General features: G+C 70.6%; 13 protein-coding genes and 1 tRNA gene. 12 read left to right on the forward strand and 2 right to left on the reverse strand.

What is annotated here, in order from left to right:
- The gene (locus PUR56_RS23485; protein ID WP_329885430.1) at window positions 1-423 is read left to right on the forward strand and encodes a MaoC family dehydratase; all 423 of its coding nucleotides are present in this window, start codon (window positions 1-3) and stop codon (window positions 421-423) included.
- A gap of 73 nt (window positions 424-496) precedes the next feature.
- Window positions 497-1,540 carry a UDP-N-acetylmuramate dehydrogenase gene (locus PUR56_RS23490; RefSeq protein ID WP_329950424.1) on the forward strand — a complete coding sequence of 348 codons (1,044 nt, stop codon included), beginning with the start codon at window positions 497-499 and terminating at the stop codon, window positions 1,538-1,540.
- A gap of 78 nt (window positions 1,541-1,618) precedes the next feature.
- Here the strand turns inward: PUR56_RS23490 and PUR56_RS23495 are convergent, their stop codons facing one another.
- Together PUR56_RS23495 and PUR56_RS23500 are read right to left on the reverse strand one after the other, a co-directional pair.
- A complete protein-coding gene (locus PUR56_RS23495) occupies window positions 1,619-2,647 on the reverse strand; it encodes an adenosine deaminase (protein WP_329885429.1) in 1,029 nt (342 codons plus the stop codon).
- Window positions 2,648-2,741: 94 nt separating this feature from the next.
- Complete coding sequence (locus PUR56_RS23500) at window positions 2,742-3,989, reverse strand: pyridoxal phosphate-dependent aminotransferase (RefSeq protein WP_329950364.1); 1,248 nt, start codon at window positions 3,987-3,989, stop codon at window positions 2,742-2,744.
- Window positions 3,990-4,215: 226 nt separating this feature from the next.
- On the opposite strand from PUR56_RS23500, the gene PUR56_RS23505 reads away from it, so the two are divergent.
- The 10 genes from PUR56_RS23505 to rpoB all read left to right on the forward strand — a co-directional run bounded on the left by PUR56_RS23505 (window position 4,216) and on the right by rpoB (window position 15,007).
- A tRNA-Trp gene (locus PUR56_RS23505) sits at window positions 4,216-4,288 on the forward strand.
- Window positions 4,289-4,438: 150 nt separating this feature from the next.
- Window positions 4,439-4,771, forward strand: a complete 333-nt coding sequence (secE, locus tag PUR56_RS23510) for a preprotein translocase subunit SecE (RefSeq protein WP_329885427.1) — start codon at window positions 4,439-4,441, stop codon at window positions 4,769-4,771.
- 211 nt (window positions 4,772-4,982) lie between these two features.
- Window positions 4,983-5,888: a transcription termination/antitermination protein NusG gene (gene nusG, locus PUR56_RS23515; RefSeq protein ID WP_443034552.1), complete on the forward strand. Its 906-nt coding sequence runs from the start codon at window positions 4,983-4,985 to the stop codon at window positions 5,886-5,888.
- Between the two features lie 166 nt (window positions 5,889-6,054).
- On the forward strand, window positions 6,055-6,489 hold the full coding sequence (gene rplK / locus PUR56_RS23520) for a 50S ribosomal protein L11 (RefSeq protein ID WP_148644356.1): 435 nt from the start codon (window positions 6,055-6,057) through the stop codon (window positions 6,487-6,489).
- Window positions 6,490-6,565: 76 nt separating this feature from the next.
- A complete protein-coding gene (gene rplA, locus PUR56_RS23525) occupies window positions 6,566-7,288 on the forward strand; it encodes a 50S ribosomal protein L1 (RefSeq protein ID WP_329885426.1) in 723 nt (240 codons plus the stop codon).
- A gap of 178 nt (window positions 7,289-7,466) precedes the next feature.
- Window positions 7,467-8,354: a hypothetical protein gene (locus tag PUR56_RS23530; protein ID WP_329950365.1), complete on the forward strand. Its 888-nt coding sequence runs from the start codon at window positions 7,467-7,469 to the stop codon at window positions 8,352-8,354.
- 117 nt (window positions 8,355-8,471) lie between these two features.
- The gene (locus PUR56_RS23535; protein ID WP_329950366.1) at window positions 8,472-9,344 is read left to right on the forward strand and encodes a hypothetical protein; all 873 of its coding nucleotides are present in this window, start codon (window positions 8,472-8,474) and stop codon (window positions 9,342-9,344) included.
- Between the two features lie 428 nt (window positions 9,345-9,772).
- Window positions 9,773-10,336 carry a 50S ribosomal protein L10 gene (rplJ, locus tag PUR56_RS23540; protein WP_329885423.1) on the forward strand — a complete coding sequence of 188 codons (564 nt, stop codon included), beginning with the start codon at window positions 9,773-9,775 and terminating at the stop codon, window positions 10,334-10,336.
- Between the two features lie 87 nt (window positions 10,337-10,423).
- Entirely contained in the window at window positions 10,424-10,807 is a 384-nt protein-coding gene (gene rplL, locus PUR56_RS23545; protein WP_329885736.1) for a 50S ribosomal protein L7/L12, read from the forward strand.
- A gap of 723 nt (window positions 10,808-11,530) precedes the next feature.
- Window positions 11,531-15,007, forward strand: a complete 3,477-nt coding sequence (gene rpoB / locus PUR56_RS23550) for a DNA-directed RNA polymerase subunit beta (protein WP_329885422.1) — start codon at window positions 11,531-11,533, stop codon at window positions 15,005-15,007.
- The last annotated feature ends 56 nt before the right edge of the window (window positions 15,008-15,063 follow it).

Raw genomic sequence — 15,063 nt, forward strand, 5'->3', positions numbered from 1 at the left:
ATGGCGATCAGCTACGACGAGGTCGAGGCCGGCACCGAGCTGCCCGCGCAGTCCTTCCCGGTGACCCGCGCCACACTGGTGCAGTACGCCGGAGCCTCGGGCGACTTCAACCCGATCCACTGGAACGAGAAGTTCGCCCTGGAGGTCGGCCTGCCCGACGTCATCGCGCACGGCATGTTCACCATGGCCGAGGCGATCCGGGTGGTCACCGACTGGGTCGGCGACCCGGCCGCGGTGGTCGAGTACGGCGTCCGCTTCACCCGTCCGGTGCCGGTGCCCAACGACGGGGTCGGCTCCGTGATCGAGGTCACCGGCAAGGTGGCCAAGCTGCTGGACGACCGCAGGGTCCAGGTCGACCTGGTGGCGACCTACGGCGGCCAGAAGGTGCTGGGCATGTCCCGGGCCGTCGTCCGGCTGGCCTGATCCTCCGGCCGGCCCGACCCTCCGGCCCGAACGGGCGGGGTGCGTACGGGGGCCCCGTACGCTGGGGGGCGTGCTGGAAGAACTCGACGCCCCCCTCGCCCCGCTGACCACCCTCCGGCTCGGCGGCCCGGCCCGCCGCCTGGTGACCGCGCACACCGACGACGAGGTGGTCTCGGCCGTCCGCGCGGCCGACGCGGCGGGCGAGCCGCTGCTGGTCCTCGGCGGCGGCTCCAACCTGGTGATCGGCGACGCCGGCTTCGCCGGCACGGTGCTGCGGATCGCCACCACCGGCTTCGCGCTGGACGGCACCGCACTGGAGCTGGCCGCCGGTGAGGTCTGGGCCGACGCGGTGGCCCGGACGGTCGACCACGGGCTGGCCGGCGTCGAGTTCCTGGCCGGCATCCCCGGCTCGGCCGGGGCCACCCCGGTGCAGAACGTCGGGGCCTACGGCCAGGAGGTGGCCCAGACGATCACCGAGGTGGTCGCGTACGACCGCCGGTCCGGCGAGGTGCTCGCCCTCACCGGCGCCGAGTGCGGCTTCTCCTACCGGCACAGCCGCTTCAAGGCCGAGCCCGACCGCTACGTGGTGCTGCGGGTCCGCTTCGCGCTGGAGGACGCCGGCGGGCAGTCCACCCCCGTCCGCTACGCCGAGGTCGCCAAGCACTTCGGGGTGGCCCAGGACGAGCGGGTCGGACTGCGCGAGGCGTACGAGGCGGTGCTGGGCCTGCGCTCCGGCAAGGGCATGGTGCTGGACCCGGCGGACCACGACACCTGGTCGGCGGGCTCCTTCTTCACCAACCCGGTGCTGGACCCCGAGCAGTACGCCGTGTTCCTGGCACTGGCCGCCGAGCGCGAGCTGACCGCCCCCGCCTACCCGGCGCCGGACGGCCGCACCAAGACCTCGGCGGCCTGGCTGATCGACAGGGCCGGGTTCGGCAAGGGCTACGGCAGCGGCCCGGCGACCCTCTCCACCAAACACACCCTGGCGCTCACCAACCGGGGGGCCGCCACCACCGAGGACCTGCTGGTGCTGGCCCGGGAGATCCGGGACGGCGTGCGCGCCGCCTTCGGGGTGGAGCTGGTGAACGAGCCGGTGATGGTCGGCGTCACCCTCTGAGGCCCCTCCCCGGGGGATCGCGGGGCGACTCCCGGGGAGGCTCCGGGATGACTCCCCGGGACGACTCCCCGGGCTGACTCAGCCCGCCAGCCAGGCGTCGACGTCCGCGAGCAGTTCCTTCCGCACGCTCTCCGGCGCGCACGAACCGCGCACCGACTGGCGCGCCAGTTCGGCCAGTTCGGCGTCGGAGAAGCCCAGGACGTCGCGGGCCAGGCCGTACTGGTCGGCCAGCCGGCTGCCGAACAGCAGCGGGTCGTCGGCGCCGAGCGCCAGCGGCACCCCGGCGTCGAACAGCCGTCGCAGCGGGACGTCCTCGGGCCGCTCGTAGACGCCGAGCGAGACGTTGGAGGACGGGCAGACCTCGCAGGTGACCTGGCGGTCCGCCAGCCGTTGCATCAGCCGGTCGTCCTCGGCGGCCCGGACCCCGTGGCCGATCCGGCCGGCGCCCAGGTCGTCCAGGCAGTCGCGGACCGACTCCGGTCCGGCGAGTTCGCCGCCGTGCGGGGCCGCGAGCAGCCCGCCCTTGCGGGCGATGTCGAAGGCCCGGTCGAAGTCGCGGGCCAGGCCGCGCCGCTCGTCGTTGGAGAGGCCGAAGCCGACCACGCCCCGGTCGGCGTACCGGACGGCGAGCCGGGCCAGGGTCCGGGCGTCCATCGGGGACTTCATCCGGTTGGCCGCGACCAGGACCCGGATACCGACCCCGGTGGCCGCGGCGGCCTGCTCGACGGCGTCCAGGATCAGCTCCAGGGCGGGGATCAGCCCGCCGAGCCGGGGCGCGTACGAGGTCGGGTCGACCTGGATCTCCAGCCAGCGCGAGCCGTCCCGCCGCTCGTCCTCGGCGGTCTCCCGGACCAGGCGGCGGATGTCGTCCTCGTCACGGAGCACCGAGCGGGCGGTGTCGTAGAGGCGCTGGAAGCGGAACCAGCCGCGTTCGTCGGTGGCCCGCAGGCTCGGCGGCTGGTCGGAGCTGAGCGCCTCCGGCAGCCGGACGCCGTGCCTGTCGGCCAGTTCCAGCAGGGTGGCCGGGCGCATCGAGCCGGTGAAGTGCAGGTGCAGGTGGGCCTTGGGCAGGTCCCTGACGTCTCGCGGGTTCAGCAGGCGTTCCATTCACGAATCCTGCCGTACGGAGGGCCCGGACGGGAACCGCCCCCTTCACATCCCCCGAAGGGGTGAAAAGGGGGCGGGCCGGGAGCCGGTGCCGTCAGTCGCGGGCCTCGGCGAGCAGCTTCTGGATCCGGCCGACGCCCTCGGCCAGGTCGGCGTCGCCCAGCGCGTAGGAGAGGCGCAGGTAGCCCGGGGTGCCGAAGGCCTCGCCGGGGACGACCGCGACCTCGGCCTCGTCGAGGATCAGGGCGGCCAGCTCGCCGGAGGTCTGCGGACGCTTGCCGCGGATCTCCTTGCCCAGCAGGCCCTTGACGGACGGGTAGACGTAGAAGGCGCCCTCGGGCTCGGGGCAGACCACGCCGTCGATCTCGTTGAGCAGCCGCACGATGGTCCGGCGGCGGCGGTCGAAGGCGGTGCGCATCTCGTGCACGGCCGAGAGGTCGCCGGAGACGGCGGCGAGCGCGGCCCGCTGGGCGACGTTGGAGACGTTCGAGGTGGCGTGCGACTGCAGGTTGGTCGCGGCCTTGACGACGTCCTTGGGGCCGATCACCCAGCCCACCCGCCAGCCGGTCATGGCGTAGGTCTTGGCGACACCGTTGACCACGACGGTCTTGTCGGCGAGCTCCGGCAGCAGGGCCGGCAGCGAGGTGAACTCCGCGTCGCCGTAGACCAGGTGCTCGTAGATCTCGTCGGTGAGCACCCAGAGGCCGTGCTCCAGCGCCCAGCGGCCGATCGCCTCGGCCTCGGCCCGGGTGTACACCGCGCCGGTCGGGTTGGACGGGGAGACGAAGAGCACCACCTTGGTGTTCTCGGTGCGCGCGGCCTCCAGCTGCTCGACCGAGACCTTGTAGCCGGTGGTCTCGTCGGTCACGACCTCCACCGGCACGCCGCCGGCCAGCTGGATCGACTCCGGGTAGGTGGTCCAGTACGGGGCCGGGACGATGACCTCGTCGCCCGGGTCGAGGATCGCCGCGAACGCCTCGTAGATCGCCTGCTTGCCGCCGTTGGTGACCAGCACCTGGGAGGCGTCCACCTGGTAGCCCGAGTCACGGAGCGTCTTGGCGGCGATCGCCTCCTTCAGCTCCGGCAGTCCGCCGGCCGGGGTGTAGCGGTGGTTCTTCGGGTCACGGCAGGCCTCGACGGCCGTCTCGACGATGTAGTCCGGGGTCGGGAAGTCCGGCTCGCCGGCGCCGAAGCCGATGACCGGACGGCCGGCCGCCTTCAGGGCCTTGGCCTTGGCGTCGACGGCGAGCGTGGCGGACTCGGCGATCGCGCCGATCCGGGCGGAGACGCGCCGGTCGGCGGGGCGGACGGAACTGTCGGGCTGCGGGGTGGAAGCGCTCATGCCTGCATGGTCGCAGACGGCACACGGCCCGGGCATGGCGGTTTCACGATATGTACGGGGCCGTCCACATGGCGGCCCGGAAAGAAGAGGTTCGACCAAACACCCCCCGACCACGTACACTCACTGCTCGACGGACACCGAGCCGACCGGAACGCTCGCCACCTGTACCTGGGGCGGCGGGAGATGCGGTAGGTTGGTGGTCGCTACTGGAGCCGAAAAGCTCCGTAGGGCAATAGCTCAATTGGTAGAGCACCGGTCTCCAAAACCGGCGGTTGGGGGTTCAAGTCCCTCTTGCCCTGCTGCTTGATCCGTACTCAGCCCGTTCGCTCCAAAGAGCGAGCGGGCTTGATGCGGAGAGGGCACCGAACAGCACCGCTTTAGCCGGCCGCTCGTGCCCTACCCGGGTACGCAGGTGATGCTCGGCAGGACCCGGATTCAGGTGAGGACGAGTGACGGAGACCACGGGCTCCACCGCAACGCCTGAGAGCGGCAACCCCGAGGGGGCCGACGGCGCTGCCGAGACCACGCCTGCGGAGGGCGAGTCCCGCCGCAAGCGCTCTGGCGAGAAGAAGTCGGGCAAGCGCGGCAAGAAGGGCCCCTTCGCCCGGCTCGCGCTGTTCTACCGGCAGATCATCGCCGAGCTGCGCAAGGTCGTCTGGCCGACCCGCAGCCAGCTGGTGAACTACACCACGGTCGTGGTCGTGTTCGTCGTGATCGTGATGGCGTTCGTCTCCGGTCTCGACTACGGCTTCTCCAAGCTGGCCCTCTGGATCTTCGGCTGACGGAACCGCCACACCTTTGAAACAGCTTCCCGACCCGGGCCGGTCCTCGGCCCGGGTCGAGCTGTCTGCGTCGGAGGTACGGGGCCGCTACCGTTGACTCGGTACTGTTGAAGTCTCCGAGGCGAACTTCCGGCGCCCGCGAGAGCGGACCGGCACCGGGAACGCCACGGAGCGCGCCACCTTCACCATCTCCAGGAAAGAAGCAGCCACCGTGTCTGACTCCCCCCTGTACGACGCCGACGAGACCGTCCGCGAGGCGGATGTCGCCGCCGAGCTGGACGCGGCCGAGCTGGCTGACGACGTCGAGGCCGCCGAGCAGATCGTGGACGCCGCGGACGGCGACGAGGACGAGGCCGAGGCGCACGACGAGGTCGAGGCCGGCGAGCCGGCCGAGGAGGCCGCGCTGCACGAGGAGTCCGACGAGGAGCTCGCCGAGGAGACCGAGGCCGCAGCCGAGGACGAGACCGAGGCCGAGGCCGAGGCCGAGGCCGAGGCCGAGGAGGCCGTCGAGGTCGACCCGGTCGCCAAGTTCCGCGAGGACCTGCGGTTCATGCCGGGCGAGTGGTACGTGATCCACACCTACGCCGGCTACGAGAACCGGGTGAAGCAGAACCTGGAGCAGCGCGCCGTCTCGCTCAACGTCGAGGAGTACATCTTCCAGGCCGAGGTGCCGCAGGAGGAGGTCGTCCAGATCAAGAACGGCGACCGCAAGACCATCCGCCAGAACAAGCTCCCCGGCTACGTCCTGGTGCGCATGGACCTCACCCCGGAGTCCTGGGGCGTCGTGCGCAACACCCCCGGCGTCACCGGCTTCGTCGGCAACGCCTACGACCCGTACCCGCTGACGCTGGACGAGGTCGTCAAGATGCTCGCCCCGGACGTCGAGCGCCAGGCGGCCAAGGAGGCCGGCAAGCCCTCCCCGGTCAAGCCCAGCGAGATCCAGGTCCTCGACTTCGAGGTCGGCGACTCGGTCACCGTCACCGACGGTCCGTTCGCCACCCTGCAGGCGACCATCAACGAGATCAACCCCGACTCGAAGAAGGTCAAGGGTCTGGTGGAGATCTTCGGCCGGGAGACCCCGGTCGAGCTCTCCTTCGACCAGATCCAGAAGAACTAGTCCCAACCGTCCGCGGATTCGGGGCAGGGCCGACGGCCCTGCCCCGAATCCGTTTTGGTCCAGCGACGCCGAGGCGTTAGCCTGGTCCGATGTGTGTGCTGGCGACTGGGTGTCGCCCCGGTTCCGCACACACCAGCAATCACCTCTCGGAAGGACCCGGAGAGACATGCCTCCCAAGAAGAAGAAGGTCACGGGGCTTATCAAGCTCCAGATCAACGCCGGTGCGGCCAACCCGGCGCCGCCGGTCGGCCCCGCGCTGGGCCAGCACGGCGTCAACATCATGGAGTTCTGCAAGGCCTACAACGCTGCGACCGAGTCGCAGCGCGGCATGATCGTGCCGGTGGAGATCACGGTCTACGACGACCGTTCCTTCACCTTCATCACGAAGACGCCGCCGGCCGCGCGCCTCATCCTGAAGGCTGCGGGTGTCGACAAGGGCTCTGCCGAGCCGCACAAGACCAAGGTCGCCAAGCTCACGGCCGCCCAGGTCCGCGAGATCGCCACGGTCAAGCTCCCCGACCTGAACGCCAACGACCTGGACGCCGCGTCGAAGATCATCGCCGGCACCGCCCGGTCGATGGGCATCACGGTCGAGGGCTGATCACCCTTCTCGTCCATGTGGTAGGGCCTGCGCGGCCCGCACATACCACGACTCCATTCCCCATTCAGGAGCAGCAGTGAAGCGCAGCAAGGCTCTGAAGGCCGCGGACGCTCAGGTCGACCGCGACCGCCTTTACGCCCCCCTCGAGGCCATCCGCCTCGCCAAGGCGACCAGCACCACCAAGTTCGACGGCACCGTCGAGGTCGCCATGCGTCTGGGCGTCGACCCGCGCAAGGCGGACCAGATGGTCCGCAGCACCGTGATCCTCCCGCACGGCACCGGTAAGACCGCTCGGGTCCTGGTCTTCGCGACCGGCGAGCGTGCCGAGGCCGCGCGTGCTGCGGGCGCCGACATCGTCGGTTCCGACGAGCTCATCGACGAGGTCGCCAAGGGCCGCCTCGACTTCGACGCCGTCGTCGCCACCCCGGACCTCATGGGCAAGGTCGGCCGCCTCGGCCGCGTGCTCGGTCCCCGTGGCCTGATGCCGAACCCGAAGACCGGCACCGTGACCCCGGACGTGGCCAAGGCCGTGAACGAGATCAAGGGCGGCAAGATCGAGTTCCGCGTCGACAAGCACTCGAACCTGCACTTCATCATCGGTAAGGTCTCCTTCACCGACGAGCAGCTGGTCGAGAACTACGCCGCCGCGCTGGACGAGGTGCTCCGCGCCAAGCCGTCCGCCGCCAAGGGCCGGTACATCAAGAAGACCGCGCTCTCCACCACGATCGGCCCCGGCATCCTCGTGGACCCGAACCGCACCCGGAACCTCCTCGTCGAGGAGGACCCGGCCGCGCTCTGATCGCAGCCGTAGTCCGTACGGCGGGCCCGCACCCCTTCGCCGGGGGTGCGGGCCCGCCGTCGTTTCCCGATCGAGATCCCGCCAGTGGGGAACTGTTGCGCGGTCCGTCGTACGCTCGGCCGGACCGATCACGCGCCCCGACCGGGGCCGCATCCCAGCCCGACCGCCGGAGTGTGCCGTGCCGTCCGCCCCCCGCCCCGCCGTCAAGGGCGCGGCCCTCCTCCTGCTCGCCGCCGGTCTCACCGCGTGCAGCGTGCTGGCCGTCTCCGGGGAACGCACTCCGGACAGCGGCCGACCCACCGTCCGGCCGCCCCGGGAGGTGCTGCTGTCGGCCGCCCAGCGGCTGGACGACGTCGGCGGCGCGCGGGTCCAGCTGGTCGAGGAGGGGCCGGCCGGGCGGCGGAGCGCGAGCGGGACGGTCTCCTGGGGCGCCCACGACGCGGCCGACCTGACCGTGACCGACGAGCTGGGCACCGGCCGGCTGAGCGGCCGGGACGGCGTCCTGGACCTCGGGTACCCGGGCGCGGCGCCGAAGCGCGCCGAGCGGGCCGACGCCGAGTCGCTGGACTCCCGCGCGAGCGCCGCCGGCCGGGGCGGCTGGGCCGGCGGGTGGATGACCGGCCTGGTCTCCAACCCCGGCGGGCAGATGCACTCGATGGCGCTGGCGGGCAAGCTCAGCTCCCTCGGCGGCGAACAGCTGAACGGCGGGACCGTCGCCCACTACCGGGGCACCGCGTCGGTCGAGGACTTCTTCGCCGCCGACGAGGGGCTGGGCCCCGAGCGGCTGGCCGCGGTGGTCGGGTACCACCGGCAGCGCGGGGTCACCGGCGTCGGCTACGACTTCTGGGTGGCTCCGGGGGACCGGCTGCTCCGGGTGCGGTCCACCTTCCAGGGCACCGCCGGGGCGGTGGTGACCACGACGGAGGTCGCCGAGCCGGTCGAGCCGGGCGCGGAGTCGGGCTCCGCCGAGCCGGGGGCGGGGCCGTCGGCCGTGCAGCCGTCGGGTCCGGAACCGGTTCCGGGGCCTGTTCCGGGCTCCGCTCCGGCGGCCGTCCCGGTCGGCTGACGCCGCGTCGCAGGGGGGCGCCGCCGGGCGCGCGGGCGCCGGGTGGCAAGGTGGCGGGGAGAGGGCGGCCAGGGAGCGCGGCCGCCGGGGCGGGAACGGTACGAAGGGGAGACGGGGATGGCGGTGCGGCAGCGGCTGGCGGCGGCGGTGGCCGTCGCGGTGCTGGCGGGCGGCCTGACCGGTTGCAGCGGGTCCGGCGGCCCGGCGCCGGGTCCGTCCGCTTCCGGCGCCGCGACCCCGACCCCGAGCAGTGCCTCGCCGACCTGGCCGGCCAAGCCGACCGACCGCTCGCCGCACGGCGTGCTGCTCTCCGCCCAGCTGGCCATGCAGACCGCCCGCCGGGCCAAGGTGAGCTACCGCCTGGGGGCGGACGCCGGCTCGGGCCCGCTGTTCTGGCAGCCGAAGACCGCGCTCCAGGTCAAGCGGTCCACCCCGGCCGAGGCCGAGCAGCTGATCGTCGTGGACACCGTCGCCTACCAGGGCGGGGACGCGGCCACCGCGGCCCGGCAGGGCGGGCGGCACTGGGAGCGGTTCGCCGTGGCGCCCGGCCCGGACGGGCACCGGGAGGTCCCGTACGCGGGGCTGATCGACCTGCTCAACCCGGTGGTGGCGCTGGCCGCCGCGACCGCCGACGGCGTCACCGTGCAGTACGTCGGCGAGGAGAAGTTCGAGGACTCCACGGTCGAGCACTACCGGGCCGTCACCGACGCCGCGCGCTACGCGGCGGCCCAGACCCAGCTCGGGCAGGCCCGCCGGGACGGCCTCCGGGCCGCGCTGGCGCCCGGTGGCTCGTCCTCGCTCACCCTGGACCTCTGGCTGAACGACAAGGACCAGCTGGTCCGGCTGCAGCGGACCGGCGCCGGGGAGAGCGGCCGGGTGGACGACTCGGTGCTCTACACCGATCCGGGCGGGGCGCTCTCGGTGCAGGCGCCGGCGGAGGCGGACACGGTGGACGTGGGCATCCGGAGCATCTCGCCGTTGAGCCGTTGAGCCGTTGAGCCGTTGAGCCGTTGAGCCGAAGGGCCTTGGGCCGAGGGCTGTCGCGCCGCGGGACCGCCGGCCCCGGGCCGGCCTGCGGCTTCGGGCAGATGGGCGATTTGCCCCGGGCGGCGGCGTCCCGCTACTGTGGCGGAAGCCAAAGACCGCTGGTTGTCGCCGTGGGCCCGCGAGGGACCGCGCGACCGAAGGATCTGCGCTTCACGCGCAGGCAGCCCGCGCAGGATTGTTTGGAGCTTGGACTTCCGGCCCGTGCGCCTCGTGCACACGTCCGTCGAGGTCGTACTGAGCCCCGTGCGCCTGCGCACCGGGGCTCTTCTGCATTTTCCGCAGGGGGATCCCTTCCGTCCAGTGGTCCACGGCTGAATGGTCGACTTTCGCGGTCGGCCGGACTTCGACATCACGGAAGGAGGCGTAAGCCTATGGCTAGGCCCGACAAGGCTGCTGCCGTCGCCGAGATCACGGAGCTTTTCCGTGGCTCGAACGCGGCGGTGCTGACCGAGTACCGCGGTCTCACGGTGAAGCAGGTTAAGACCCTGCGTCGCTCGCTGGGCGAGAACGCCCAGTACGCCGTGGTGAAGAACACGCTGACCAAGATCGCGGCCAACGAGGTCGGGATCACGGAGCTCGACGACCTGTTCGCCGGTCCGACGGCTGTCGCCTTCGTCACCGGTGACCCGGTGGAGTCGGCGAAGGCTCTGCGTGACTTCGCCAAGGACAACCCCGCTCTCGTCATCAAGGGCGGTGTCCTTGACGGTAAGGCGCTGACCGCCGACGAGATCAAGAAGCTCGCGGACCTCGAGTCCCGCGAGGTGCTGCTCGCCAAGCTGGCGGGTGCCCTGAAGGCCAAGCAGTCCCAGGCTGCCGCGCTCTTCCAGGCCCTGCCGTCGAAGCTCGTCCGCACGGTGGACGCGCTGCGCGACAAGGTCGAGCAGGGCGGTGCCGGTACGCCGGCTCCCGCCGCCGAGGACGAGGCCGCCGAGTAGTTCGGCAGGCTCACGCCTCGCTGCGGGCCCGTACGCCCGCCAACCCGTACATCCGGCACCACCTGCCGATTTAGTGGAAGGACGCCAATCATGGCGAAGCTGTCCCAGGACGAGCTGCTCGCGCAGTTCGAGAACCTGACCCTCATCGAGCTGGCCGAGTTCGTCAAGGCGTTCGAGGCGAAGTTCGACGTCACCGCCGCCGCCCCGGTCGCCGTCGGCATCGCCGGCCCGGCCGTCCCGGCCGAGGTCGTCGAGGAGCAGGACGAGTTCGACGTCATCCTCGAGGGTGCCGGCGACAAGAAGATCCAGGTCATCAAGGAGGTGCGCACCCTGACCTCCCTCGGCCTGAAGGAGGCCAAGGACCTCGTTGACACCGCTGGTGCCAAGGTCCTGGAGAAGGTTGCCAAGGACGTTGCCGAGAAGGCCAAGGCCGCCCTCGAGGGTGCCGGCGCCAAGGTCACCGTCAAGTGATCTCGCGCCCCCTCCTCTGAGGGGGCCTGAGGCCGGGCCGATCACCCTTACGGGTGGTCGGCCCGGCCTTTTCGCGTTCCCGGCCCAGGACGGGCCCACAGGCCCGCGGAGGGCCAGCCGGACGGGTCGTACACCGGAGTGGCCGAACGTCCACTCGGCACTGTCGGTGCGGGCGGGTATGGTGATCGCTGTCATCGCCTGACGCTCCCACCACGGCTTCTGTAACGCCGGGGGGCCCACGGCCGATGGACGGGTCGAGGTCCGCAGCCGGAGGCGGGCCCTTGACGAACCGGACGGGTCGCGCGATTCTCAAGGCGCGAGTCCGACCCGGTTGGTCCGCCGCTGGATGCATAACCAGTGGCTCCGGCGGGAAGTGACTCCACGTGAGTCCTGGGCCCGGCAAGTCCGGGCCGATGCAGTACCCGTCGGGCGTTCGCGTCCGACGGCAACCGGGAGGAGTCTCCGATTCGGTCTCCGAATCAGAGCTGGACAGCAGTGTCGCCATTGGCTACACTGTCCCTTTGCGCTGCCTGTTAGCTGCTCCGTGACTCGTCGCCCGGAGTATGCGTTGCCCTGAAGGGGTCTGGCATCGCCTCCGCAAAGCGGCTCTGACCTGGGATTCACTCCCGGGCGGAGGCCGGCGGCGAGGAGGCGGGACCAAGCCCAGCCAGGCCCGGCTGGTACGCGCGTAGTGAGCTCCGAGCCCTCGGAAGGACCCCCCTCTTGGCCGCGCCGCGCAACGCCTCGAACAATTCCGCCGCATCCACCGCCCCGCTCCGCGTCTCGTTCGCGAAGATCAAGGAGCCCCTCGAGGTACCTAACCTCCTCGCCCTGCAGACCGAGAGCTTTGACTGGCTGCTCGGCAATGCGGCCTGGAAGTCCCGGGTCGAGGCGGCGTTGGAGAGTGGTCAGGACGTCCCCACGAAGTCCGGTCTGGAGGAGATCTTCGAGGAGATCTCCCCGATCGAGGACTTCAGCGGGTCGATGTCGCTGACCTTCCGCGACCACCGTTTCGAGCCGCCCAAGAACTCGATTGACGAGTGCAAGGACCGCGACTTCACGTTCGCGGCCCCGCTCTTCGTCACGGCCGAGTTCACCAACAACGAGACCGGTGAGATCAAGTCTCAGACGGTCTTCATGGGCGACTTCCCGCTCATGACCCACAAGGGCACGTTCGTGATCAACGGCACCGAGCGTGTCGTCGTGTCGCAGCTGGTCCGCTCCCCGGGCGTGTACTTCGACTCCACCCTGGACAAGGTGTCCGACAAGGACATCTACTCCTGCAAGGTCATCCCCTCGCGTGGTGCCTGGCTGGAGATGGAGATCGACAAGCGCGACATGGTCGGTGTCCGCATCGACCGCAAGCGCAAGCAGTCCGTCACCGTGCTGCTCAAGGCGCTCGGCTGGACCAACGAGATGATTCTCGAGGAGTTCGGCGAGTACGAGTCGATGCGCGCCACCCTGGAGAAGGACCACACCCAGGGCCAGGACGACGCGCTGCTGGACATCTACCGCAAGCTGCGTCCGGGCGAGCCGCCGACCCGCGAGGCCGCGCAGACGCTTCTGGAGAACCTCTACTTCAACCCGAAGCGCTACGACCTCGCCAAGGTCGGCCGGTACAAGGTCAACCGGAAGCTGGGCAACGCCGAGTCGCTGGACTCCGGCGTGCTCACCGAGCCCGACATCATCGGTGCGATCAAGTACCTGGTGAAGCTGCACGCCGGCGAGGTCGAGTGGAGTGACGAGACCGGCCGCGACATCGTGGTCGAGGTCGACGACATCGACCACTTCGGCAACCGCCGCCTGCGCAACGTGGGCGAGCTCATCCAGAACCAGGTCCGTACGGGTCTCGCCCGTATGGAGCGCGTCGTGCGTGAGCGCATGACCACCCAGGACGTCGAGGCGATCACGCCGCAGACCCTGATCAACATCCGGCCGGTCGTCGCCTCCATCAAGGAGTTCTTCGGCACCAGCCAGCTGTCGCAGTTCATGGACCAGACGAACCCGCTGTCGGGCCTGACCCACAAGCGCCGTCTGTCCGCCCTCGGCCCCGGTGGTCTCTCCCGTGAGCGCGCCGGCTTCGAGGTCCGTGACGTGCACCCCTCGCACTACGGCCGCATGTGTCCGATCGAGACCCCGGAAGGCCCGAACATCGGTCTGATCGGGTCGCTGGCCTCGTACGGCCGGGTCAACGCGTTCGGTTTCATCGAGACCCCGTACCGCAAGGTCATCGAGGGTGTCGTCACCGAGCAGGTCGACTACCTCACGGCCGACGAGGAGGACCGCTACGTCATCGCGCAGGCCAACGCCCCGCTGACGGCGGAGCTGACCTTCGCCGAGCCGCGTGTCCTGGTCCGCCGCCGTGGCGGCGAGATCGACTACATCCCGGGCACCGAGATCGACTACATGGACGTCTCGCCGCGCCAGATGGTGTCGGTCGCGACCGCCATGATCCCGTTCCTCGAGCACGACGACGCCAACCGCGCGCTCATGGGCTCGAACATGATGCGCCAGGCGGTGCCGCTGCTGAAGAGCGAGGCCCCGCTGGTCGGCACCGGCATGGAGTACCGCTGCGCCGTCGACGCCGCGGACGTCATCACGGCCGAGAAGCCGGGTGTCGTCCAGGAGGTCTCGGCCGACTACGTCACCGTGGCCAACGACGACGGCACGTACACCACGTACCGCGCCGCCAAGTTCACCCGCTCCAACCAGGGCACCGCCTTCAACCAGAAGGTGCTCGTGGACGAGGGCGCCCGGGTCGAGGCCAACCAGGTGCTGGCCGACGGCCCGTGCACCGACGAGGGCGAGATGGCCCTCGGCAAGAACCTGCTCGTGGCGTTCATGTCGTGGGAGGGTCACAACTACGAGGACGCGATCATCCTGTCGCAGCGCCTCGTGCAGGACGACGTCCTCTCCTCGATCCACATCGAGGAGCACGAGGTCGACGCCCGTGACACCAAGCTCGGCCCCGAGGAGATCACCCGGGACATCCCGAACGTCTCCGAGGAGGTCCTCGCCGACCTCGACGAGCGCGGCATCATCCGCATCGGCGCCGACGTCGTCACCGGCGACATCCTGGTCGGCAAGGTCACCCCGAAGGGTGAGACCGAGCTGACCCCGGAGGAGCGCCTGCTCCGCGCGATCTTCGGTGAGAAGGCCCGTGAGGTCCGCGACACCTCGCTGAAGGTGCCGCACGGTGAGTCCGGCAAGGTCATCGGCGTCCGCGTCTTCGACCGCGAAGAGGGCGACGAGCTGCCCCCGGGCGTCAACCAGCTGGTCCGCGTCTACGTGGCCCAGAAGCGCAAGATCACCAACGGTGACAAGCTCGCCGGCCGTCACGGCAACAAGGGCGTCATCTCGAAGATCCTGCCGGTCGAGGACATGCCGTTCCTGGAGGACGGCACCCCGGTCGACATCATCCTCAACCCGCTGGGTGTCCCGTCCCGAATGAACCCGGGACAGGTCCTGGAGATCCACCTCGGGTGGCTCGCCAAGCAGGGCTGGGACGTCTCCGGTCTCGCCGACGAGTGGGCCCAGCGCCTGCAGGCGATCGGCGCCGACACCGTCGAGGGTGGCACCAACCTCGCCACCCCGGTCTTCGACGGCGCCCGCGAGGACGAGATCACCGGCCTGCTGGACAACACCACCCTCACCCGTGACGGTGAGCGCCTGGTGAACTCCACCGGTAAGGCCCGGCTGTTCGACGGCCGCTCCGGCGAGCCGTTCCCGATGCCGGTCTCGGTCGGCTACATGTACATCCTCAAGCTGCACCACCTGGTCGACGACAAGCTCCACGCCCGCTCGACCGGCCCGTACTCGATGATCACCCAGCAGCCGCTCGGTGGTAAGGCGCAGTTCGGTGGTCAGCGCTTCGGTGAGATGGAGGTGTGGGCCCTTGAGGCATACGGCGCGGCCTACGCGCTGCAGGAGCTCCTCACCATCAAGTCCGACGACGTTCTCGGCCGTGTGAAGGTCTACGAGGCCATCGTCAAGGGCGAGAACATCCCCGAGCCCGGCATTCCCGAGTCCTTCAAGGTGCTCATCAAGGAAATGCAGTCGCTCTGCCTCAACGTGGAGGTGCTGTCCTCGGACGGCCAGTCCATCGAGATGCGGGACTCCGACGAGGACGTGTTCCGCGCCGCCGAGGAGCTCGGCATCGACCTGTCCCGGCGCGAGCCGAGCAGCGTCGAAGAGGTCTGACGGAGGCTGGGCCGGCCCGGTGACGGGCCGGCCCGCCCCCAGGCCCCCCTCAGACC

The sequence above is a fragment of the Streptomyces sp. BE303 genome, assembly GCF_036290945.1.
Classification (GTDB): domain Bacteria; phylum Actinomycetota; class Actinomycetes; order Streptomycetales; family Streptomycetaceae; genus Kitasatospora.

Excerpts from the sequence above, each read along its gene's own strand:
- PUR56_RS23485 (WP_329885430.1), top strand. The coding sequence starts at position 1 with ATGGCGATCAGCTACGACGAGGTCGAGGCCGGCACCGAGCTGCCCGCG.
- PUR56_RS23495 (WP_329885429.1), bottom strand. The coding sequence starts at position 2,647 with ATGGAACGCCTGCTGAACCCGCGAGACGTCAGGGACCTGCCCAAGGCC.
- PUR56_RS23500 (WP_329950364.1), bottom strand. The coding sequence starts at position 3,989 with ATGAGCGCTTCCACCCCGCAGCCCGACAGTTCCGTCCGCCCCGCCGAC.
- rplK (WP_148644356.1), top strand. The coding sequence starts at position 6,055 with ATGCCTCCCAAGAAGAAGAAGGTCACGGGGCTTATCAAGCTCCAGATC.
- PUR56_RS23535 (WP_329950366.1), top strand. The coding sequence starts at position 8,472 with ATGGCGGTGCGGCAGCGGCTGGCGGCGGCGGTGGCCGTCGCGGTGCTG.
- rplJ (WP_329885423.1), top strand. The coding sequence starts at position 9,773 with ATGGCTAGGCCCGACAAGGCTGCTGCCGTCGCCGAGATCACGGAGCTT.